This is a genomic window from Pseudomonas sp. 05T35, from assembly GCF_056396605.1.
This window is the reverse complement of sequence record NZ_JBFTLU010000001.1, coordinates 21,204-42,166: the sequence shown is the minus strand read 5'-3', so window position 1 is coordinate 42,166 and position 20,963 is coordinate 21,204. Positions and strand designations below refer to the sequence as shown.

The 20,963-nt window shown below is 58.2% G+C and carries 25 protein-coding genes; 16 read left to right on the top strand and 9 right to left on the bottom strand.

The features are described 5' to 3' along the window. The first annotated feature begins 114 nt into the window (after positions 1-114). Positions 115-330, top strand: coding sequence for a dodecin (locus AC1DH9_RS00235; RefSeq protein ID WP_477807633.1), 216 nt, complete (start codon positions 115-117; stop codon positions 328-330). Positions 331-461: 131 nt separating this feature from the next. Next, the gene (locus AC1DH9_RS00230; RefSeq protein WP_054594911.1) at positions 462-683 is read left to right on the top strand and encodes a DUF1161 domain-containing protein; all 222 of its coding nucleotides are present in this window, start codon (positions 462-464) and stop codon (positions 681-683) included. A gap of 67 nt (positions 684-750) precedes the next feature. Here AC1DH9_RS00230 and AC1DH9_RS00225 read toward each other — a convergent pair whose 3' ends face one another. Further along, positions 751-1,752 (bottom strand): LLM class flavin-dependent oxidoreductase, encoded by a 1,002-nt coding sequence (locus tag AC1DH9_RS00225; protein ID WP_427542172.1) that lies wholly within the window; start codon positions 1,750-1,752, stop codon positions 751-753. Positions 1,753-1,992: 240 nt separating this feature from the next. Here AC1DH9_RS00225 and AC1DH9_RS00220 point away from each other — a divergent pair, with 240 nt between their 5' ends. Together AC1DH9_RS00220 and AC1DH9_RS00215 are read left to right on the top strand one after the other, a co-directional pair. Beyond that, complete coding sequence (locus AC1DH9_RS00220; RefSeq protein WP_427531193.1) at positions 1,993-2,424, top strand: OsmC family protein; 432 nt, start codon at positions 1,993-1,995, stop codon at positions 2,422-2,424. Positions 2,425-2,551: 127 nt separating this feature from the next. Continuing rightward, positions 2,552-2,785: a DUF1161 domain-containing protein gene (locus AC1DH9_RS00215; RefSeq protein WP_054594914.1), complete on the top strand. Its 234-nt coding sequence runs from the start codon at positions 2,552-2,554 to the stop codon at positions 2,783-2,785. Positions 2,786-2,791: 6 nt separating this feature from the next. Here the strand turns inward: AC1DH9_RS00215 and AC1DH9_RS00210 are convergent, their stop codons facing one another. Both AC1DH9_RS00210 and AC1DH9_RS00205 read right to left on the bottom strand, forming a co-directional pair. Next, entirely contained in the window at positions 2,792-3,211 is a 420-nt protein-coding gene (locus AC1DH9_RS00210) for a PA0061/PA0062 family lipoprotein (RefSeq protein ID WP_427542169.1), read from the bottom strand. Between the two features lie 40 nt (positions 3,212-3,251). Next, the gene (locus tag AC1DH9_RS00205; RefSeq protein ID WP_427542166.1) at positions 3,252-3,668 is read right to left on the bottom strand and encodes a PA0061/PA0062 family lipoprotein; all 417 of its coding nucleotides are present in this window, start codon (positions 3,666-3,668) and stop codon (positions 3,252-3,254) included. A gap of 59 nt (positions 3,669-3,727) precedes the next feature. On the opposite strand from AC1DH9_RS00205, the gene AC1DH9_RS00200 reads away from it, so the two are divergent. Beyond that, the gene (locus tag AC1DH9_RS00200; RefSeq protein WP_427542163.1) at positions 3,728-4,804 is read left to right on the top strand and encodes an aminopeptidase; all 1,077 of its coding nucleotides are present in this window, start codon (positions 3,728-3,730) and stop codon (positions 4,802-4,804) included. Between the two features lie 117 nt (positions 4,805-4,921). Here the strand turns inward: AC1DH9_RS00200 and AC1DH9_RS00195 are convergent, their stop codons facing one another. Both AC1DH9_RS00195 and AC1DH9_RS00190 read right to left on the bottom strand, forming a co-directional pair. After that, a complete protein-coding gene (locus tag AC1DH9_RS00195) occupies positions 4,922-5,572 on the bottom strand; it encodes an HAD family hydrolase (protein ID WP_477807632.1) in 651 nt (216 codons plus the stop codon). A gap of 27 nt (positions 5,573-5,599) precedes the next feature. Next, the gene (locus AC1DH9_RS00190; RefSeq protein ID WP_427542157.1) at positions 5,600-6,145 is read right to left on the bottom strand and encodes a gamma carbonic anhydrase family protein; all 546 of its coding nucleotides are present in this window, start codon (positions 6,143-6,145) and stop codon (positions 5,600-5,602) included. 62 nt (positions 6,146-6,207) lie between these two features. On the opposite strand from AC1DH9_RS00190, the gene prlC reads away from it, so the two are divergent. Both prlC and AC1DH9_RS00180 read left to right on the top strand, forming a co-directional pair. Continuing rightward, positions 6,208-8,286 (top strand): oligopeptidase A, encoded by a 2,079-nt coding sequence (prlC, locus tag AC1DH9_RS00185; RefSeq protein WP_442114752.1) that lies wholly within the window; start codon positions 6,208-6,210, stop codon positions 8,284-8,286. After that, positions 8,283-8,573, top strand: a complete 291-nt coding sequence (locus AC1DH9_RS00180; protein ID WP_019694456.1) for a YheV family putative zinc ribbon protein — start codon at positions 8,283-8,285, stop codon at positions 8,571-8,573. Before prlC ends, AC1DH9_RS00180 begins: the two co-directional genes overlap by 4 nt. Positions 8,574-8,707: 134 nt before the next feature. Here the strand turns inward: AC1DH9_RS00180 and AC1DH9_RS00175 are convergent, their stop codons facing one another. Continuing rightward, complete coding sequence (locus AC1DH9_RS00175) at positions 8,708-9,364, bottom strand: dual specificity protein phosphatase family protein (RefSeq protein ID WP_427542151.1); 657 nt, start codon at positions 9,362-9,364, stop codon at positions 8,708-8,710. 321 nt (positions 9,365-9,685) lie between these two features. Further along, positions 9,686-9,991 (bottom strand): hypothetical protein, encoded by a 306-nt coding sequence (locus AC1DH9_RS00170; RefSeq protein WP_427542148.1) that lies wholly within the window; start codon positions 9,989-9,991, stop codon positions 9,686-9,688. Between the two features lie 245 nt (positions 9,992-10,236). Between AC1DH9_RS00170 and AC1DH9_RS00165 the strand changes: the two genes are divergently transcribed. The 3 genes from AC1DH9_RS00165 (at position 10,237) to AC1DH9_RS00155 (ending at position 13,899) form a co-directional block, all read left to right on the top strand. After that, complete coding sequence (locus AC1DH9_RS00165; RefSeq protein WP_427542145.1) at positions 10,237-11,295, top strand: PA0069 family radical SAM protein; 1,059 nt, start codon at positions 10,237-10,239, stop codon at positions 11,293-11,295. Positions 11,296-11,539: 244 nt separating this feature from the next. Then, positions 11,540-12,271 (top strand): carbonic anhydrase, encoded by a 732-nt coding sequence (locus tag AC1DH9_RS00160; RefSeq protein WP_427542142.1) that lies wholly within the window; start codon positions 11,540-11,542, stop codon positions 12,269-12,271. 89 nt (positions 12,272-12,360) lie between these two features. Further along, positions 12,361-13,899 (top strand): SulP family inorganic anion transporter, encoded by a 1,539-nt coding sequence (locus AC1DH9_RS00155; protein WP_427542139.1) that lies wholly within the window; start codon positions 12,361-12,363, stop codon positions 13,897-13,899. 58 nt (positions 13,900-13,957) lie between these two features. On the opposite strand, the gene AC1DH9_RS00150 is transcribed toward AC1DH9_RS00155, so the two are convergent. After that, a complete protein-coding gene (locus AC1DH9_RS00150; RefSeq protein WP_477807631.1) occupies positions 13,958-14,608 on the bottom strand; it encodes a hypothetical protein in 651 nt (216 codons plus the stop codon). Positions 14,609-14,981: 373 nt separating this feature from the next. On the opposite strand from AC1DH9_RS00150, the gene coxB reads away from it, so the two are divergent. The 4 genes from coxB (at position 14,982) to AC1DH9_RS00130 (ending at position 19,376) form a co-directional block, all read left to right on the top strand. Continuing rightward, positions 14,982-16,109, top strand: coding sequence for a cytochrome c oxidase subunit II (gene coxB, locus AC1DH9_RS00145; RefSeq protein WP_427531115.1), 1,128 nt, complete (start codon positions 14,982-14,984; stop codon positions 16,107-16,109). Between the two features lie 82 nt (positions 16,110-16,191). Then, the gene (gene ctaD, locus AC1DH9_RS00140) at positions 16,192-17,787 is read left to right on the top strand and encodes a cytochrome c oxidase subunit I (RefSeq protein ID WP_477807630.1); all 1,596 of its coding nucleotides are present in this window, start codon (positions 16,192-16,194) and stop codon (positions 17,785-17,787) included. A 109-nt stretch (positions 17,788-17,896) separates the two neighbouring features. Further along, on the top strand, positions 17,897-18,454 hold the full coding sequence (locus AC1DH9_RS00135) for a cytochrome c oxidase assembly protein (RefSeq protein ID WP_427542130.1): 558 nt from the start codon (positions 17,897-17,899) through the stop codon (positions 18,452-18,454). Positions 18,455-18,488: 34 nt separating this feature from the next. Then, complete coding sequence (locus AC1DH9_RS00130) at positions 18,489-19,376, top strand: cytochrome c oxidase subunit 3 (protein ID WP_054594932.1); 888 nt, start codon at positions 18,489-18,491, stop codon at positions 19,374-19,376. An 8-nt stretch (positions 19,377-19,384) separates the two neighbouring features. On the opposite strand, the gene AC1DH9_RS00125 is transcribed toward AC1DH9_RS00130, so the two are convergent. Continuing rightward, positions 19,385-19,588, bottom strand: coding sequence for a twin transmembrane helix small protein (locus tag AC1DH9_RS00125; protein WP_019694466.1), 204 nt, complete (start codon positions 19,586-19,588; stop codon positions 19,385-19,387). 69 nt (positions 19,589-19,657) lie between these two features. Here AC1DH9_RS00125 and AC1DH9_RS00120 point away from each other — a divergent pair, with 69 nt between their 5' ends. Both AC1DH9_RS00120 and AC1DH9_RS00115 read left to right on the top strand, forming a co-directional pair. Continuing rightward, the gene (locus tag AC1DH9_RS00120) at positions 19,658-20,398 is read left to right on the top strand and encodes an SURF1 family protein (protein WP_477807629.1); all 741 of its coding nucleotides are present in this window, start codon (positions 19,658-19,660) and stop codon (positions 20,396-20,398) included. Next, positions 20,364-20,954 (top strand): hypothetical protein, encoded by a 591-nt coding sequence (locus AC1DH9_RS00115; protein ID WP_477807628.1) that lies wholly within the window; start codon positions 20,364-20,366, stop codon positions 20,952-20,954. The genes AC1DH9_RS00120 and AC1DH9_RS00115 overlap by 35 nt, the downstream gene beginning before the upstream one ends. Positions 20,955-20,963 lie beyond the last annotated feature (9 nt).

Here is a 20,963-nt window from a genome sequence, read left to right as displayed (position 1 = left end):
TGTGTTGGTTGGGACTCCAGCGGTTCGGGAAAGTGCAGTCATTTTGAACCTTCAACGATAGAAGAAATACCGACAATCGCTGCTAGGCTCTAATCACAATTCCAGGAGAACACCATGACTGACCATCACACTTACAAGAAAGTCGAACTGGTTGGCTCGTCCCCTACCAGCATTGAAGACGCCATCAACAACGCATTGGCCGAGGCCAGCAAAAGCATCAAGCTCATGGAATGGTTCGAGGTTACCGAAACCCGCGGGCACATCAAGGACGGCAAGGCGGCGCACTTTCAGGTCACGCTCAAAGTCKGGTTCCGGATTGCCAATAGCTGAGGTTGAGCTAGGCTTCTGAACTTGTGCGCTGGCCGATTGCCATAGGAATGGCGAAGCGCTACTTCGTCTTGGGCGTCAGGCGCCCGAGTGTTAACGCTTACCCCTTTTGATCCGACCAGGGAATGTGACCGATGAAGAAATTTATATTGGCGGTGGGTTTGTTGAGCATTGCGGGAACAACCTTTGCGGCGGGCAAGCCGTGCGAAGAGTTGAAAAGCGAAATTGCGGCAAAAATCGATGCCAAGGGCTCCAAAAACTATTCGCTGGAAATCGTCGATAAAGGCGCGGCCGCGGGTGGCAAGGTGGTCGGAAAATGCGAGGCAGGCAAGAAGGTCATCGTCTACAAGAAGTAGGTTGAGTCAGCTGTTTAGGTAAAGCCGACGCCATGGCGTCGGCTTTTTTGCAGGCGCTTTCCGAGCCTTAGCCCTTCATCACTTGCGCCAGCAGTTCATAGGAATGCAGGCGATCAGCGTGTTCGTACAGGTCACAGGTGAAAATCAACTCGTCGGCTTGGGTCTGCTCGATCAGCACTTCAAGTTTGCCGCGAATTTTCGCCGGGCTGCCGACCATGGCCAGGCCCAGGAAATCACCGACAGCCTCTCTCTCGTGGGGCAACCACAGTCCGTCCATGGTTTTCACCGGTGGCCGCTGAACCAGGCTTTGGCCGCGCATCAGCGCCAGAATCCGTTGGTAGACCGAGGTTGCCAGGTAATCGGCGTGTTCGTCGGTGTCGGCGGCTACCAGCGGCACGCCCAGCATCACGTAGGGTTTATCCAGTACGGCTGAAGGCTTGAAGTGATTGCGGTAAACCCGAATCGCTTCATGCATATAACGCGGTGCGAAATGCGAGGCGAAGGCGTAAGGCAAACCGCGCTCGCCGGCCAGTTGCGCGCTGAACAGGCTGGAGCCCAGCAGCCAGACCGGCACATGGGTGCCGGTGCCGGGCATCGCGATAATGCGCTGGTCCGGCGTACGTGGACCCAGGTAACGCATCAGTTCGGCTACGTCTTCGGGGAAATCGTCGGCGCTGCCGGAGCGTTCACGGCGCAAGGCGCGGGCAGTCATCTGATCGGAGCCCGGTGCGCGACCCAGACCGAGGTCGATTCGCCCCGGATAGAGGCTTTCAAGGGTGCCGAATTGTTCGGCAATCACCAGCGGCGCATGGTTGGGCAGCATCACGCCACCGGAGCCGACACGAATGCTCGACGTCCCGCCGGCCAGATAGCCAAGCAGTACGGAAGTCGCGGAGCTGGCGATGCCATCCATGTTGTGGTGTTCGGCGACCCAGAAGCGGTTATAGCCCCACTTCTCCACGTGTTGCGCCAGGTCCAGCGAATTGCGCAGCGATTGCGCGGGGCTGCCGTCCTCGCGAACGGGCACCAGGTCCAGCGTCGAGAACTTGATATCGGACAGTTGTTTCATAAGCCGGCTTCTCCAATGGGGGACGCAGGCTTTTCTCACCAACGAAAACCTGCCGAATGCATGAGCGTGATCTATGCAATGTGGGCATATACCCGAGTTTCAATAGCAGACATGAATTTACCTACCAGATAAGCGGTTTGATCCGACACGATGAACTTTGCCCAGCCTTCTATCCTCAGAACCCAGGCAACCGAAAACCATGAAGGCGCGACCCTCGCGCCGGATTTTGAGGAGGCACAGATGAGTATCAAAAAGAAAGCATCGGCACATTGGGTAGGTGATCTGAAAACCGGTCTCGGTTCTATCTCGACCGAAACAGGGGTCCTGAAAGATGCACCTTATGGCTTCAAGGCGCGTTTCGAAGGCGGCCCGGGTACCAACCCGGAAGAGCTGATCGGCGCCGCTCATGCGGGGTGTTTCTCCATGGCATTTTCGATGATTCTCGGCGAAGCTGGCCTCAAGGCTGACGCGATCGACACCCAGGCCGAGGTGACGCTGGATCAGGTCGACGGTGGTTTTGCGATCACCGCCGTGCACCTGACGCTCAAAGCGAAAATCCCTGGCGCGAGCCAGCAGCAATTCGAGGAGTTGAGCAAAAAGGCTAAAGTAGGCTGCCCGGTTTCCAAGGTGTTGAACGCTAAAATCACGCTTGATGCGACACTCGTGGGCTGATCGCTCCCTGGTAGCAGCTGGCACGCCAGCTGCTACAAATCAGAACTCGTGAACTGAAACTGTGGTCGAATAAGTGACAGCAGCTTCAGCGCATGACTGTGCGCGCTGCCTCAAGGGAGCTTCAACCATGAAACGTTTTGCCTTGGCGGTTATCTGCAGTGTGCTGGCCACATCGGCCCTGGCGGCAACCAAATCCTGCGAAGAACTCAAGGCCGAGATCGAATCCAAGATCCAGGCCAATAACGTATCGTCCTACACCCTGGAGATCGTCACCAATGACGAAGTGCACGACCAGAACATGGTGGTCGGCACGTGTGAAGGCGGAACGAAGAAAATCATCTATCAGAAGAACGACAGATAATCCGTCTTACGGGATGCAAAAAGTCTGACTCTCTTCGGCGACGAGCTCGCGCTTGGCGTTATACAGCCGGGCGCTGGGCGTGGTGGTCAGCGAGCGAGCTTCGAGCAGGTAACGTTGTCCGGCTTCGAAATGATCGTAGCGCACGGTCAAATAGCACAGTCGATTTGGCGAGTCGAATTGCATGCCAAAACCTCCGTAAAACAGCTCGAAGTCGAAGCGAACCTTCAGTTCATGGCTGCCGGGTGTGACCTGGAAGAATCGCCCGTCTTTCAGGCGCTTATTGTCCAGGCTCTCGGCCATGAGGACCTTGCCCCCGGGCGTCGGCATGGCGAAGTCGACCCAGGCCATGTTCGGGTTTGCGGTGGGCAGCGGGCTCACACAGGCAGTAAGAGAGCTGATAGCGAAAAACAGCAAATACCTGCGCATGATGAATTTCCGAGCGGTCAGGCATTAAGCATAGCGCTGATCAGGTGCGTTGGCAGCCTGCCAGATGCGCTTGGCCAACGACTTTGCGTTGCTGATCGTAGAGCTTGGCCCACGGCCGGAAGCCGATATTCCCCGCTTGCAGTTGATATCGCTGGCCGGCGTTAAAGTCGTTGAACTTCACACTTAACCGGCAATCGCGCCACAGCGGTTTGGCGTCGGGGCCGATATTCGTTGGTGCTACCGCGAACTGATAACGCACCTTCAACTCATGGCTGCCCGGTGGAACCTGGAAGTAGCGCTTATCGGCGGTGGCCTTGGCGTCCACTTCCTGCGCTTGCAGCACGGTGTCATGTTGATGGGGGCCGAGGTCGATCCAGGCTTGTGTCGGGTCGGGTTGAGGCAGTCCAACACAGCCAGCCAGCATCAGCAGGTTTGCAGTCAGCAGTAACGCGCGCATAGCGAAGCTCCAGTCAGGCGAGATAGTCTTGCGGGCAGACTCCCCAAGGATGATTTGATGTGATCAGGCTGCTTTCAAGCCATCGGTTACTTGATCGCGTTTTGCGCGTTTTGTTTCCGGCCGCGTTGCTTTTGTTGCTGAACGGTTGCTCGAGCGTCAGTTACTACGGCCAGTTGGCCAGCGGTCAGTGGCAATTGCTGCACGCGCGTGAACCGGTGAGCGAGGTGATTGCCAACCCTGCACGTGATGCGAAACTGCGTGCGCGCCTGGCTCAGTCACAAAAGGCCCGCGAGTTCGCCAGCCAGCGGTTGCACTTGCCAGACAACGAAAGTTATCGCCTCTACGCCGACATCGGCCGACCGTATGTGGTGTGGAATGTGTTCGCCACGCCGGAATTTTCTCTCAAGCCGCAGAATCATTGCTTTCCGATTGCCGGGTGCGTGGCCTATCGCGGGTACTACAGCCAGAGCGCCGCGCGAGGCAATGCTGCGCTGCTGCGTCTGCAGGGCATGGACGTGTCGATCAGTGGTGTTGAAGCCTATTCGACCCTGGGCTGGTTCAACGACCCGATCATCAGTTCAATGATGAACTGGGGTGACGAGCGCCTGGCGACGCTGATTTTTCACGAATTGGCGCATCAGCGGTTTTATGTGAAGGACGACACTGAGTTCAACGAATCTTTCGCCACCTTCGTCGAACAGGAAGGCACCCGCCAATGGCGCGCGGAGCGCGGCTTACCGCCGGCCGGCAAGGCTCAAGAGCAGCAACGTGATCAACTTACCCGGCTGATTCTGGACACCCGTACGCGACTCGAAAAACTCTATGCATTGCCCCTGGCGCCCGAACAGATGCGCCAGCGTAAAGCCGCCGAGTTCGACCGTTTGCGCAGCGATTATCGAACCCTGCGCGACAGTCAATGGGCCGGCGACAAGCGCTTTGATGCCTGGATCAATGCCCCGATGAACAATGCACGACTGCTGCCATTCGGGCTCTATGACCAATGGGTGCCGGCGTTTTCCGCTTTGTTTAGACAGGTCGATGGTAATTGGGTGGCTTTCTACGCCGCCGTGGAAAAACTCGGCAGGTTGCCGGTTGGAGAGCGCAAGGCTGCATTGAAAGCGTTGGCAGCCCTTTGAGATTTGCGCTGGATGAACTGACGCCATCGCGAGCAAGCTAGCTCCCACATTAGACCGAGGCGTTGGGCAGGTACGCGATCCCCTGTGGGAGCGAGCCTGCTCGCGATGGCGATTCCACTAACGCTGCAAAAACGCCTGATGCAACCCGGCCAGTGTCTCGAAGTGATACGCCGGCTGTTCGGCGCTCAATTCTTCGTGGCTGCCGAAGCCATAACCCACCGCTGCTGCGTCCAGACCGTTGCGCCTGGMGCCGATCAGGTCGTGTTTGCGGTCGCCGATCATCAGTGTGCTGGCCGGGTCCAGGCGTTCTTCGGCCATCAAATGGGCAATCAGCTCGACCTTATCGGTGCGGGTGCCGTCCAGTTCGCTGCCGTAAATCACTTTGAAGTGCCGATCGAAACCGAAGTGCCGGGCGATTTCCCGGGCAAAAATCCACGGCTTCGATGTTGCGATATACAGCTGCCGCCCTTGCCCCTCGAGGGTTTCCAGCAATGGCATGACACCGTCGAACACGCGGTTTTCGTACAGGCCGGTAACCTTGAAGCGCTCGCGATAGAAGTTCACCGCCTCCCAGGCCTTGGGTTCGTCGAAGTCGTAGAACTGCATGAAGGCTTGCAGCAATGGCGGGCCGATAAAGTGTTCGAGCTTGGTCAGGTCAGGCTCGTCGATCCCCAGTTTGCTCAAGGCGAACTGGATCGAGCGAGTGATACCCTCACGCGGGTCGGTCAGGGTGCCATCGAGGTCGAACAAAACGGTTTGGTAATGCATGAACATTCCTGAATAAGTAGGCCGGGATCAGAGCTGGTCGTAGCCTTCGGCCAGATGCAGGTTTTTGAGCTTCACGTAATTCGCCGCGCTGTAGGTGAAAAACGCCCGTTCCTTGTCAGTCAGTGGACGGACCTGTTTTACCGGGCTGCCGACATAGAGGAAACCGCTTTCCAGGCGTTTGCCCGGCGGCACCAGGCTGCCAGCGCCGATGATCACCTCGTCTTCGACTACTGCGCCATCCATGACGATGCTGCCCATGCCGATCAGGATCCGGTTGCCGACGGAGCAGCCGTGCAGCATGACTTTGTGGGCGATGGTCACGTCGTCGCCGATCAACAGCGGGAAGCCGTCAGGGTTGAAGGGCCCGGCGTGGGTGATGTGCAGCACGCAGCCATCCTGCACGCTGGTGCGCTGACCAATGCGGATGCGGTGCATGTCGCCGCGGATCACGGTCAGCGGCCAGATCGAGCTGTCTTCGCCTATTTCGACGTCGCCGATCACCACCGCCGAGCTGTCGACAAAGGCGCCTTTACCGAGCATGGGGGTGTGGTTCTGGTACTTGCGAAGGGACACGATAGGCTCTCTCTCTGTTGTTGATAGCTGCGGTTGGCGTCGATTGTAATTAAGATGGCCGCATGTTTCTTCCAGCCAAGGTGCCAACCGTGAGCGTGAACAATCCTCTTTTGCAGCCCTACGACCTGCCGCCGTTCTCGGCGATCCGCGCCGAGCACGTACAACCGGCCATCGAACAGATCCTCGCGGACAACCGCGCCGCCATCGCCGATATTCTCAAAAGCCAGGGCAAACAGCCTACCTGGGCGGGTCTGGTGCTGGCGATGGACGAACTGAACGATCGCCTGGGCGCAGCCTGGAGCCCGGTCAGTCATCTGAATGCGGTGTGCAACAGTGCCGAACTGCGTGAGGCTTACGAGTCCTGCCTGCCGGCGCTGAGTGCCTACGCCACTGAAATGGGCCAGAACCGCGAACTGTTCCAGGCCTATGAAGCGCTGGCCAATAGCCCGGAAGCGGCCGGTTTCGATGTCGCGCAAAAAACCATTCTGGAACACGCGCTGCGTGATTTCCGTCTGTCGGGTATCGATTTGCCGGCGGCTGAGCAAAAGCGTTACGCCGAGGTGCAGAGCAAGCTGTCGGAGCTGGGCAGCCATTTCTCCAACCAATTGCTCGATGCCACCCAGGCCTGGACCAAACACATCACCGATGAGGCTGCCCTCGCCGGCCTGACCGATTCGGCCAAGGCGCAAATGGCTGCTGCGGCCCAAGCCAAAGATCTGCAAGGCTGGCTGATCAACCTGGAGTTCCCGAGCTACTACGCGGTGATGACCTACGCCCATGACCGCGCGCTACGCGAAGAAGTCTACGCCGCTTACTGCACCCGTGCGTCGGACCAAGGCCCGAACGCCGGTCAGAACGATAACGGCCCGGTGATGGAAGAAATCCTCGACCTGCGTCAGGAACTGGCCAAGCTGCTGGGTTTCGCCAGTTTCTCGGAGCTGAGCCTGGCGACCAAGATGGCCGAGTCCAGCGATCAGGTGCTGAGCTTCCTGCGCGACCTGGCCAAGCGCAGCAAACCGTTCGCTGCGCAGGATCTGGAACAACTCAAAGCCTATGCTGCCGAACAGGGTTGCCCTGATCTGCAAAGCTGGGACAGCGGTTTCTACGGCGAAAAACTCCGTGAACAGCGTTACAGCGTTGCCCAGGAGGCGCTGCGTGCGTACTTCCCGATCGATAAAGTCCTGAGCGGTCTGTTCGCCATCGTCCAGCGTCTGTATGGCATCGAAATCGCCGAGCTGAAAGGTTTCGACGCCTGGCACCCGGACGTTCGCCTGTTCGAAATCAAGGAGAACGGCGAGCATGTCGGGCGCTTCTTCTTCGACCTGTATGCCCGCGCCAACAAGCGCGGTGGTGCCTGGATGGACGGCGCCCGCGACCGTCGTCGCACCGCTGAAGGTGTACTGCAAAGCCCGGTGGCTAATCTGGTGTGCAACTTCACCCCGGCCGACAGTGGCAAGCCTGCCCTGCTGACCCACGATGAAGTCACCACGCTGTTCCACGAATTCGGTCACGGCCTGCATCACCTGCTGACCCGCGTTGAATATTCCGGCGTGTCCGGTATCAACGGCGTGGCGTGGGACGCGGTCGAGTTGCCAAGTCAGTTCATGGAAAACTGGTGCTGGGAGCCGGAAGGCCTGGCGTTGATCTCCGGTCACTACGAAACCGGCGAGCCGCTGCCGCAGGACCTGCTGCAAAAAATGCTCGCCGCGAAGAACTTCCAGTCCGGGCTGATGATGGTTCGCCAGCTGGAGTTCTCGCTGTTCGACTTCGAACTGCATGCCACCCATGGTGACGGCCGTAGCGTGCTGCAAGTGCTCGAAGGCGTGCGTGACGAGGTTTCGGTGATGCGTCCACCGGCTTACAACCGTTTCCCTAACAGCTTCGCGCACATCTTCGCTGGCGGTTACGCGGCGGGTTACTACAGCTACAAATGGGCTGAAGTGCTGTCGGCCGATGCCTTCTCGAAATTCGAGGAAGACGGCGTGCTCAATGCCGCCACCGGCCGTGCGTTCCGCGAGGCGATCCTGGCCCGCGGCGGCTCTCAGGAGCCGATGGTGCTGTTCGTCGATTTCCGCGGACGTGCGCCGTCGATTGACGCACTCTTGCGCCATAGCGGCCTCGACGAGGACGCGGCAGCATGAGTGACGCGCCAGTGAGCAAAACCAAGAAACGCTTCATCGCCGGGGCAGTCTGCCCGGCGTGCAGCGAGCCCGACAAGTTGATGATGTGGAGCGAAGACGAGGTGCCGCACCGCGAATGTGTGGCCTGCGGTTATTCCGACACGCTGAACGAGCAAGGTCTGTCAGTGCCCAAGGAATTGGGTACGCGGGTCAATACCACGGCGTTGAAAGTCCCGGATGCCAAGGTCCAGGCGGTGCAGTTCTTTCCGAATCCGAAGCTGAAGAAAAAGCCCGACGATCACTCCTGATCTCCCGGCGTTTTGTAATCCGCTTTTGAGCCTGAGCGCTCAAGGGCGGTATTGCCGACTGAAGCCACACTCCTCGATTGCAGGTTCACGACCCGCCTTGCCTGTTTGGGTCAGGGCTTGTTGTGGAGCGCCCCTCAGATCTTCGGTTTTTCGGTATTGACCGTTTTTAACCAGCTTTTCATCGAGCAGGTCGCAAATACACTGGTACTGCAATCGCCATTGGCCAGCGCGGTACGCAGTTTGTCGATATCGGCCTTCATCATGTAACGAATGCCGTTCTTGAAGTGGGTATTGTCGTCGAAACCGCCCTGGGTCATTTCGTTCAGGGCGTCTTCCTTGCTCCAGCCTTGCACCACCACGCGGTACATCGCAGCCATCAGGCCGGTGCGATCCGATCCGTGTTTGCAATGGATCAACACCGGGCCTTTGCTTTGACCGATTTGAATGGCCCGTAACGCACTCAGCACCTCGCTGTCATCGACATGGCTGGTCTTGTACGGCAATTGCACCAGGTTGATGCCGGGTGTCGATAGCCAGCTTGCGTCGGACTCGGGCAGAAAGTTGATCACCGTTGTGATCTGGAGTTTTTCCAGCAGTGGCAGTGCTCCGTGATCGGGAAGTGTGCTGCGGTAGAGGGTCGGTGACATCTGGTAAAGGCCGTACTGCGCTTCGACGGGCTGGGCCCATTCTGCGGGACGGATGGATTGGGTTTGCTCGGCCTGAACCTGATCGAACGCAAAGATCGCCATGAACGACAGGCACAGAGCGAGCAAGAGGTGGTTTTTCGACATGAGTCAGGGGGCCGTGGATGAAGGAATGGGCGACTGGAGCCCAGCCTGAACCCTGAGCAGTCAAAGCTCTGTGAGGGGCTTGTCAAAGAATTGTTAAGCCAGACGGCGCCTTCGACTTTACGAGGACGGCATTTGCCGGGTGTTGGTCGATCAGCAGTGGTGATGGGGGTAGCGGTGCAAAAAGGATGAAATGATGTTGAGTGATTAATAAGATGGCATGAAGGTTTTTTATATTGCAATAACTAACGCCTGTGAAACTGTTTTCGCGGGCGCTAGTTTCTGAGTTTTAGCCCGTATTACCAAATACCGAACCAAGTCCCGTCAGGGATTTACAATATTGGCATAGGCTTTGGCCAGCGCCAGCAATTTGGCTTTGTCATCGGCGTCAATGTCGCCATCACCATCCACATCCTTGCTAACAGTTCTGATATTGAAGGATTGACCACCATCACTGGAGACTGCGGTGATGAAAATCGAATCCACCAGTGTTTCGGTCTGCATTGCGTTTTCCGCATCCCAACCCAGTTCTTTTCGTGCAAGTTGCATCGATACTTGTGCTTCCCGTGGACTGACGATGGTCGGTGCCAGCAATTGTAGAAAGACACCGCGTTGATTAAAGAACGACATTGCTAAATCCTTTTAAGGGTTATCCAGTAGGGTGTTGCGTGTGCCAGGAATAATAGGGGCAACTTTTATCGGATGACCAATGGTTATATGTTTCTCGTTCTTACGCATATGGATTGCTTGACAAGTAGTTATATAAAACAGATAGGGTTTAACTTGGCAGCTTTCGCTAAAGCTGCCGAACGGCACTGGCCTGGCATTGGATCTTCCTATACTGTATAAATATACAGCAATGAGGGGTTTTCCCAATGTTCACGCCCTTGCCGCCTCGCGGACGCGGGACCGCCAGCAACCCGCACAATCGCTTTGCACCGAACCGCTCGGTGGCTGAAGACGATGGCTGGTACCAGGAAGCACCGCTGACCCAGGGCACCGAGGTGCGTATCGAGACGGCGAAAACCATCATCACCCGCAACAACTCGCCCGACCTGCCCTTCGATCGCTCGATCAATCCCTATCGGGGGTGCGAGCATGGCTGCATCTACTGCTATGCGCGACCCAGTCATGCCTATTGGGACCTGTCACCCGGGCTGGATTTCGAAACGAAGCTGATTGCCAAAAGCAACGCTGCCGACGTGTTGGAACAGCAGCTTTCCAAGCGGGGTTATCAGTGTGCGCCGATCAACCTGGGCTCCAATACCGATCCCTATCAGCCGATCGAGCGCGAACACAAAATCACCCGGCGGATTCTCCAGGTGCTGCTGCGTTACCGGCATCCGGTGACGATTATCACCAAGGGCTCATTGATTCTTCGCGATCTGGATCTGCTCAGTGAACTCGCCGAACAGCGGCTGGTGGCGGTGATGATCAGCCTGACCAGCCTCGATGACGAGCTCAAGCGCATCCTTGAGCCGCGAACGGCCGCCCCGAAGGCGCGGTTACGGGCCATTCGGGTCATGCGCGAGGTCGGGATTCCGGTGGGCGTTTTGTGTTCGCCGATGATCCCGATGATCAACGACAGTGAACTGGAAAGCCTGCTGACCGAAGCCCATGCGGCTGGCGCGCAGAGTGCGGCTTACATGATGCTGCGCCTGCCGCTGGAAGTGGCACCGTTGTTCGAGGAATGGCTGGCGGCCCACTATCCTCAGCGTGCAGCCCATGTATTGAGCTTGATCCGTCAAAGCCGCGGCGGTGAACTGTATGACAGTCGTTTTGGCGCTCGCATGCGTGGTGAAGGACCGTTCGCCGATCTCTTGGCGCAACGCTTCGCCAAAACAATAAAACGTCTTGGGCTCAATCAACGTGAAGGCTTCAACCTGGACTGCACAGCCTTTTGTCCGCCCGGTGCTCAAATGTCGTTGCTTTAGCAACAATTGGCCTATGGTTGAGTAGTGGAAAACGCTGGGTGTTGGTACGCTGGTCACGTTTTTTGTGACCTGCAACACAGGTTCTAGAGCGGTTTATTCAGTTTGAGTTAAGTTTCGGTGGTTACCTTGTTCATCGAGTGACTGGATGGTCACTGACCGGTGATCTGGATGTTTTCTAACCAGTCGCTGGCTTTATCCCAGGTAAATCGGGAAAATTTCCCTACTCCGTTAAAGAGGATGAATCATGAGTGACAAGGATAAACAGCCTTTGGCTGCGTCGGCTTCCGCCCTGCCCGAGGCCGAAAGCGCCGATGCAGCGCTGCAGCACATCGTTGACGGCTTTTTACACTTCCACCACGAGGTCTTCCCGCAACAGGAAGCACTCTTCAAGAAACTCGCCACGGCTCAGCGGCCCAGAGCGATGTTCATTGCGTGTGCGGATTCTCGCATCGTTCCCGAATTGATTACCCAAAGTGCTCCTGGCGATCTGTTTGTCACCCGCAACGTTGGCAACGTAGTGCCACCCTATGGCCAGATGAACGGCGGGGTATCCACGGCCATCGAATATGCGGTGCTGGCCCTTGGCGTGCAGCACATCATCATTTGCGGACACTCCGATTGCGGCGCCATGCGGGCTGTACTCAATCCGCAAAGCCTGGAAAAAATGCCCACGGTCAAAGCCTGGCTGCGTCACGCCGAAGTGGCAAAAACCATGGTCCAGGAAAACTGCCATTGCGCTGACGAAAACGAAAGCATGCAGGTGCTTACCGAAGAAAACGTCATCGCCCAGTTGCAGCATTTGCGCACTCACCCTTCAGTGGCTTCGCGCATGGCCAACGGTCAGCTGTTTATCCATGGCTGGGTCTACAGCATCGAAACCAGCGAAATCAAAGCCTACGATGCGGATAGGGGCTGCTTCCTGCCTCTGGATGGCAGTCATCCGATTCCCATGGCGACGCCCAAAGCGCGCTTCTAAATCCTCCTAAACACCTTGTCTGGTCTGGCCAAGGCTGCTGAAAAAGCGGTCCGGCTTCGCCACGCCTGAAGAATCTCAGGAGAACGCTCATGCGTGCTGCGCAATTGAAAGCTGTTTTGCCACGGGAGCTGCTGGCTTCGGTGGTGGTGTTTCTGGTCGCCCTACCCTTGTGCATGGGCATTGCAATCGCTTCCGGCATGCCGCCGGCCAAGGGCCTGATCACCGGGATTATCGGTGGCCTGGTGGTCGGCTGGCTGGCGGGTTCGCCGCTGCAAGTCAGCGGTCCGGCTGCGGGCCTGGCGGTATTGGTCTTTGAACTGGTGCGCCAGCATGGTGTGGCGATGCTTGGGCCAATTCTGCTACTGGCCGGGTTTCTGCAACTGGTGGCCGGGCGTTTACGCCTGGGCTGCTGGTTCCGCGTCACGGCGCCAGCGGTGGTTTACGGCATGCTGGCGGGCATCGGGGTGCTGATCGTGCTATCGCAGATGCATGTGATGCTCGACGGAGTCCCTAAACCCTCAGGCCTGGACAACCTCAGCGGGTTTCCGGCAGCCGTTGCCCAAGCCTTGCCGACGCTGGGTGGCGGTCTGGGTTGGCAGGCCGGTGTGCTTGGGCTGTCGACGATTCTGGTCATGGGCCTGTGGGAGAAGTTTCGCCCGCAAGCGCTGCGTTTCATCCCTGGCGCCTTGCTCGGCGTTGGTTTGGCGACCCTTGCCAGTCTGGCGCTGGCATTGAACGTCAAACGGGTCGAAGTCCCGGCTAATCTCGCCGAAGCAATTGACTGGCTGAAGCCGGCCGACCTGTTGAATCTCGCCGACCCCAACCTGCTGATCGCCGCGTTCGCCGTGGCCTTCATCGCCAGCGCCGAAACCCTGCTCTCGGCTGCTGCGGTAGATCGCATGCACAGCGGCCAGCGTTCGGATTTTGACCGCGAGTTGTCCGCTCAAGGTGTGGGCAACATGCTTTGCGGCCTGGTCGGCGCGCTGCCGATGACGGGCGTGATTGTGCGCAGTTCAGCCAACGTACAGGCAGGCGCCAAAACTCGGTTGTCGGCGATTTTTCACGGTGTCTGGCTGCTGGCATTTGTGTTGCTGCTATCGAGTGTGCTGCAAAGCATCCCGGTCGCCAGTCTGGCTGGTGTGCTGGTGTACACCGGGGTGAAGCTGGTGGATTTGAAGGCGTTTCGCGGACTGGGACGGTATGGCCGGATGCCGATGATTACCTACGCGGTGACCGCGCTGGCGATTATCTTCAGCGACTTGCTGACCGGAGTGCTGGTCGGTTTTGGCTTGACCCTGGCGAAGCTGGCCTGGAAGGCTTCGCGACTGAAAATCAGCCTGATCGACCTTCCGGCAGAGGGCGARATGGAGTTGCGATTGATGGGGGCTGCGACCTTCCTCAAGGTGCCGGCGTTGACCCGGGTGCTGGGGACCATTCCGGCGGGCGCGACGGTGCATGTGCCGCTCAATAACCTGAGTTACATCGACCACTCATGCCTGGAGTTGCTTGAGGAGTGGGGGCGGGCCAACGCCAGCAAAGGCTCGAAACTGCTGATCGAGGCGCGCGGATTGAAGCGCCGGCTGGAGGGGCGATTGCGGACGACCGTAGGAGTGGGTTCCGCCGGATAGATAACAGTGTGGGAGCGGGCAAGCCCGCTCCCACAGGTGTTCGGTTTTTACAGTTGGATCAAGCCGCTGGCTGATCCAGTTCCAGGCCTACGCCCAGCTGGCGCGACAGGCATGGCCAACGCTTCCAGGCGGCGCCGGTGTCCGGACTGTTGAGTTTTTCCCGGTAGGCTTCGACGGACTCCAGCGCGAAGCTTGCTTCGTTCAGCATCTCATCAACGGCGTGATGCACAGCCTCATCCAGTTGATTGGCGAAGTCCTCGCCGATCAGTTGGTGGGCAATCAGGTTGGCGACAGTCATGTCCAATGGGATCAGTGGCTGGCCGAAATGTTTGATGTAGAGGTCATTAACCTCTTCTACCAGGCGATGTGCCAGGTAGGCCTCGTCCAGCAGAMCATCCAGGCCTTCGTGACCGGCCATGATCGCCGGTGGCTGGAGGAAGAACTGCTCGGCGATTGTCAGCACCGGTTTGATCTGCGACTCGATACCCGCTTCGCGCGCTACGTCGTTGGCAGCATCGAGCAAGTCCGGCACTTGTTCTATATAAGCGGTGACAAAACGGGTCATCACGCCCTTGGCGTCGATGTCCGGCAATTGAATGGATGAATGCAGGTGCGGCAATTGGACTTCCAGCTGACGGGTCAGCTGACCGGTTTCGGCTTCATGTTGTTGTGCACGTTGAATCTGCTCGCGCAATGCGGCGGTGTTCATGAAAACTCCAGGAAACGAAGGCAAGGAAATAGGGGAAGACATAAGTTAGCCTGCTTATAAACGTGGCTAAGACGTATTTGTCATAATTATTTCACCTTTGATGCCACTGCGTTATATCGATTTGCCATCACCGATCCCACATCCTTCTCCATCCGTGGCCTGTGGCGCAAGTGTCAGGTGTTTCAGCTCATTTACGCCATCGCGTTGCGAGGTCGCACTCGCTGTCTATACTCGGATCTGAATGGAGTTAGCTGATGACGCCCGACTGCGTAGGCAGCAAGGCTCGGCGATTCAAGTTCGTAGTCTGAAAAAGCCGCTCCCTTGCCGTCGGTGTTAGCCGGCGGGATAACAAGAACGATAAGGGGAACCCGCAATGATGCGACATCCACATGTCTGGATGGGCCTCCTGTTGTGGTCGATTTTCAGTCAGGCACAAGCCGCCTGGACTGTGAATATGGCGCCTGGAGCGACTGAGATCAGTCACGCAGTATTCGACCTGCACATGACCATCTTCTGGATTTGTGTGGTGATCGGCATCATCGTTTTCGGCGCCATGTTCTGGTCGATGATGTTGCATCGACGCTCCACCGGGCAGGTCGCCGCCAAATTCCATGAAAGTACGACGGTCGAGATTCTCTGGACCATAGTGCCTTTCATCATTCTGGTGGCAATGGCGATTCCAGCGACCGCAACCATGATCAAGATGTACGACACCAGTGAGCCGGATATCGACATCCAGGTCACCGGTTATCAGTGGAAGTGGCATTACAAATACCTGGGGCAGGACGTCGAGTTCTTCAGCAACCTGGCCACACCGCAAGAGCAAATCCACAACAAAAGTGCCAAAGGCGAAAATTACCTGTTGGAAGTCGATCAGCCGCTGGTGCTGCCGATCGGTGCCAAGGTGCGCTTTCTGGTGACCTCTGCCGACGTCATCCACTCGTGGTGGGTGCCGGCGTTCGCGGTCAAGCGCGATGCGATTCCCGGATTCGTCAACGAAGCCTGGACCCGCGTCGACAAGCCAGGCATCTACCGTGGCCAATGCGCCGAACTGTGCGGCAAGGACCATGGCTTCATGCCGATAGTGGTCGACGTCAAGACCAAGGCTGATTACGACACCTGGCTGACCGAGCGCAAAGCCGATGCCGCCAAGCTCAAGGAGCTGACCAGCAAAGAGTGGACGCTCGACGAGCTGAAGGAGCGCGGCGACAAGATTTATCACACCACCTGCGCTGCCTGTCACCAGCCTGAAGGCCAGGGTATGCCACCGCTGTTCCCGGCACTCAAAGGTTCGCCCATCGCGACCGGTCCAATAGAGGACCACCTGCACCGTGTGTTCTTCGGCAAACCCGGCACTGCCATGGCGGCGTTCGGCAAACAGCTGTCGGAAGTCGATATCGCTGCCGTCGTGACCTACGAACGAAATGCCTGGGGCAACAACAAAGGCGACATGGTCACCCCTAAAGACGTACTGGCCCTCAAACAGGCGGCAAGCAAATGACCCGGTCTATTGCGTGTTCCCTTGAACGTTTGGGGCTAATCACCCCGAGCCGCCCAGCCCACCCGTTTGCAGGAGACAGGCCATGAATGCTGTGAACGATGACCACGGTCATGCAATCGTCGACAACCACGTCCACGGTCCGGCCAAGGGCCTGATGCGCTGGGTGCTGACCACCAACCATAAAGACATCGGCACGCTGTACCTGTGGTTCAGCTTCATGATGTTCCTGCTCGGCGGTTCGTTCGCCATGGTGATTCGCGCCGAGTTGTTCCAGCCCGGCCTGCAGATCGTCGAACCGGCGTTCTTCAATCAGATGACCACCATGCACGGTCTGGTGATGGTCTTCGGTGCAGTGATGCCGGCGTTTGTCGGCCTCGCCAACTGGATGATCCCGCTGATGATCGGCGCGCCGGACATGGCCCTGCCGCGGATGAACAACTTCAGCTTCTGGCTGCTGCCGGCAGCGTTCCTGCTGCTGGTGTCGACGCTGTTCATGCCGGGCGGCGGACCGAACTTCGGCTGGACCTTCTACGCCCCGCTATCGACGACCTACGCTCCGGAAAGCGTGACCTTCTTCATCTTTGCCATCCACCTGATGGGTATCAGCTCGATCATGGGCGCGATCAACGTGATCGCCACCATCCTCAACCTGCGTGCTCCGGGCATGACCCTGATGAAAATGCCGCTGTTCGTCTGGACCTGGCTGATCACCGCGTTCCTGTTGATCGCGGTGATGCCGGTGCTGGCGGGTTGCGTGACCATGATGCTGATGGACATCCACTTCGGCACCAGCTTCTTCAGCGCTGCCGGTGGCGGTGATCCGGTGCTGTTCCAGCACGTGTTCTGGTTCTTTGGCCACCCCGAGGTGTACATCATGATCCTGCCGGCGTTCGGTGCCGTCAGCTCGATCATTCCGACTTTCGCCCGCAAGCCGCTGTTTGGCTACACCTCGATGGTCTACGCCACGGCGAGTATTGCCTTCCTGTCGTTCATCGTCTGGGCGCACCACATGTTCGTGGTCGGCATCCCGCTGGTGGGCGAGCTGTTCTTCATGTACGCGACGCTGCTGATCGCGGTGCCCACCGGGGTCAAGGTGTTCAACTGGGCCAGCACCATGTGGCAGGGCTCGCTGACCTTCGAGACACCGATGCTGTTTGCCGTGGCATTCGTGATCCTGTTCTCCATTGGCGGGTTCTCCGGGTTGATGCTGGCCATCGCCCCGGCGGACTTCCAGTACCAGGACACCTACTTCGTGGTCGCGCACTTCCACTACGTGCTGGTGCCGGGGGCGATCTTCGGGATCTTCGCTTCGGCCTACTACTKGATGCCGAAATGGACCGGCCATATGTACGACGAAACCCTCGGCAAGCTGCACTTCTGGCTGTCGTTCATCGGCATGAACATGGCCTTCTTCCCGATGCACTTTGTGGGCCTGGCGGGTATGCCGCGGCGGATTCCGGACTACAACCTGCAATTCGCCGACTTCAACATGGTGTCGTCGATTGGCGCATTCACCTTCGGGGCAACGCAGCTCTTTTTCCTGTTCATCGTGATCAAGACCATCCGCGGCGGCCCGGCGGCCCCGGCGAAACCCTGGGAAGGGGCAGAAGGCCTGGAGTGGAGCGTGCCGTCGCCGGCGCCATATCACACCTTCGTCACGCCACCGGAAGTGAAATGAACGCCATGACCTTTGTGGGCGCGACGGTGGCGGTATATCAGACACACCGCGTCGACGCCTTCGCGAGCAGGCTCGCTCCCACAGGGTTTTGTGTGGAGGGCTCGCTGTCATGGCTGACTCTATTTCCATGAAGAAACTGGTCACCCGGCTGCTGTTAGTGGTGGCCAGCATGTTTATCTTCGGGTTTGCCCTGGTGCCGATCTATGACGTGATGTGCAAGGCATTCGGCATCAACGGAAAAACCGCCGGGCAGTACGAAGGTGAGCAAGTGGTCGATAAATCGCGGCAAATCCGCGTGCAGTTTCTGTCGACCAATGCCGTGGACATGGTCTGGGAGTTTTATCCCAAGGCCGACGACATGGTGATCAATCCGGGGGCGGTGAACGAGATGATCTTCGTCGCCCGCAACCCGACCGATCACCCAATGAGCGCGCAGGCGATACCGAGTATTTCTCCGGGCGACTCAGCGGTGTATTTCCACAAGACCGAGTGCTTTTGCTTCACCCAGCAGGTGCTGCAACCCGGTGAACGGATCGAAATGCCCGTCCGTTTCATCGTTGACCGTGAGATTTCCAAGGATGTGAAGCACCTGACACTGGCTTACACGCTGTTCGATATCACCGCACGTCATCCACCGGTCGCGGCCAACACCAATGCCGGTCCTTGAGACGTACAAGCGTGCCCGATAAGGAGAACAATAAATGGCAAGTCATGAACACTATTACGTTCCCGCCCAGAGCAAATGGCCGATCATTGCCACGATCGGCATGTTCGTCACGGTGTTTGGCCTGGCCACCTGGTTCAACGACCTCAAGGCCGCGCGCCCGGAATCCCACGGCCCGCTGATCTTTTTCGTGGGTGGTCTGTTGCTGGCCTACATGCTGTTCGGCTGGTTCGGCACGGTGATCAAGGAAAGCCGCGCAGGGTTGTACAGCTCGCAGCTCGATCGCTCGTTCCGTTGGGGCATGAGCTGGTTCATTTTCTCCGAAGTGATGTTCTTCATCGCCTTCTTCGGTGCGTTGTTCTACGTGCGCAACCTGTCCGGGCCGTGGCTCGGTGGTGAGGGCGGCAAGGGTATCGCGCACATGCTCTGGCCGAACTTCCAGTTCGCCTGGCCGCTGCTGCACACCCCTGACCCGACACTCTTCCCGCCGCCCAAGGAAGTCATCAGTCCCTGGGGCTTGCCGCTGCTGAACACGGTATTGCTGGTGAGCTCCAGCGTCACGGTGACCATCGCCCACCATGCCTTGAAAAAGGGCCATCGCGGCGCACTGAAGCTCTGGCTGGCGCTGACGGTACTGCTGGGCTGTGCGTTCCTCAGCTTCCAGGCCAAGGAATACATCCACGCCTATCACGAACTCGGGTTGACCCTGGGTTCAGGGGTGTATGGCGCGACTTTCTTCATGCTGACCGGTTTCCATGGCGCTCACGTGACCATCGGCACGATCATCCTGTTCGTGATGCTGATGCGGATCATGCGTGGGCATTTCGATGGCGATCACCAGTTCGGCTTCGAGGCGGCCAGTTGGTATTGGCACTTCGTCGATGTGGTGTGGATTGGCCTGTTTGTCTTCGTTTACGTGCTTTGAGGTGGCACTTACCAGGGGGCGCTGGACACCAGCTGGCCGCTGAAGAATCCCCAGGCAATCAAGCCGACGGTGATGGCAGCCAGGCCGACACGAACACTCAGGGCGGTGACTAGGCGTTTTGAGCTGCTGTCGTCCTTGACCAGAAAAAACAGGCCGCTGAACAGGCTGACAACCGTGGCAATCAGCATCAGGACGATGGCTGCTTTGAGCATGGTGAGACTCCGGGGGAATGCGATGTACTTGAGTATAGCTACCCTGTTTATCTACTTTTCGGCCGCGCCATGAAGCGCTTTGCGCCGGGCATCGCGCCGACCCTGGTGGTCCTCGTGTTGCTGCCGTTGCTGGTCTTTCTGGGATTTTGGCAATTGAGCCGGGGTGAGCAGAAACGCGTGTTGCTGGCGAGCTACGCCGAACGCCGTGTGGCTGAACCGATGGCCAGCGAACTACTGTCGAACACTCAAGACCCGGCATTTCGACGCGTTCGCCTGCATGGCCAGTTCGATGCAGCCCACAGTTACCTGCTGGACAACCGCACCCGCAATGGCCGGCCAGGGGTTGAGCTGCTGCRACCCTTCCATGACCAGGCGAGCGGTCTCTGGTTATTGCTCAATCGCGGCTGGCTGCCGTGGCCGAACCGGCGCACACCGCCCATGTTCACCACCCCCGAGCAATCGTTGAGTCTCGACGCCTGGGTGTATGTCCCCCCCGGTGCGACCTTTCAACTGCACGCCGATCCGGCGAATGCCAACTGGCCACGGCTGGTGACGGCGATCGATCCGGCCAAGCTCTGGAGCGAGCTGGGCCGAACCGGGTTTGCTTACGAATTACGTGAAGAAGCCGGGCCGGCGTCCTACGAGGCCGATTGGCCGGTCGTGGCCATGGGGCCGGAAAAACACCTCGGTTATGCCGTGCAGTGGTTCGCCATGGCGCTCGCGCTGTTCGGTCTTTATCTCTACTTCGGATGGCACAACGCAAAGGAGAAACAGCATGGGAGCGGCCATGAGTCCACCCAACATGTCTGAAGCGCAGGCACCACAACGTCGTCGTGGGCGTTGGCAACTGGTGCTGATCCTGCTGATGGTGATTGGTCCGATGATCCTCGCCACCGGCATGTACAAGTTGCGGTTCTGGGTGCCGGAAGGTCGCAGCTATCACGGTGAACTGATCGGCAACGGTCAGAGCCGCGCCGACCTGGGGGTGCAGGCGGACGAAGACCGCTGGCAGATGCTGGTGACCACACCGCAGGACTGCTCGGTGGATTGTCAGCAGTTGGTGTACCTGGCCCGGCAGATTCAGGTCGCTCTGGGCCGTGATGCCTCGCGTGCCAGCCACGCATTGGCCGTCGCCCAACCCTTGAGCGCGGACTATGAGGCCAAGCTCAAGCGCGAATACCCGCAGTTGCAGCGTTATCCACTGGACCTTTCGACCTACACTAAAAATGTTCAGGGCAAAGGCTCGGCGCAGCTCTGGATCATCGACCCGCACGGCAATCTGGTGCTGCGCTTCGACCCCACCGTCAAAGGCAAGGRCCTGCTCAACGACCTGCGCCACCTGCTGAAACTGTCGAACATCGGATAAGGGCATCGT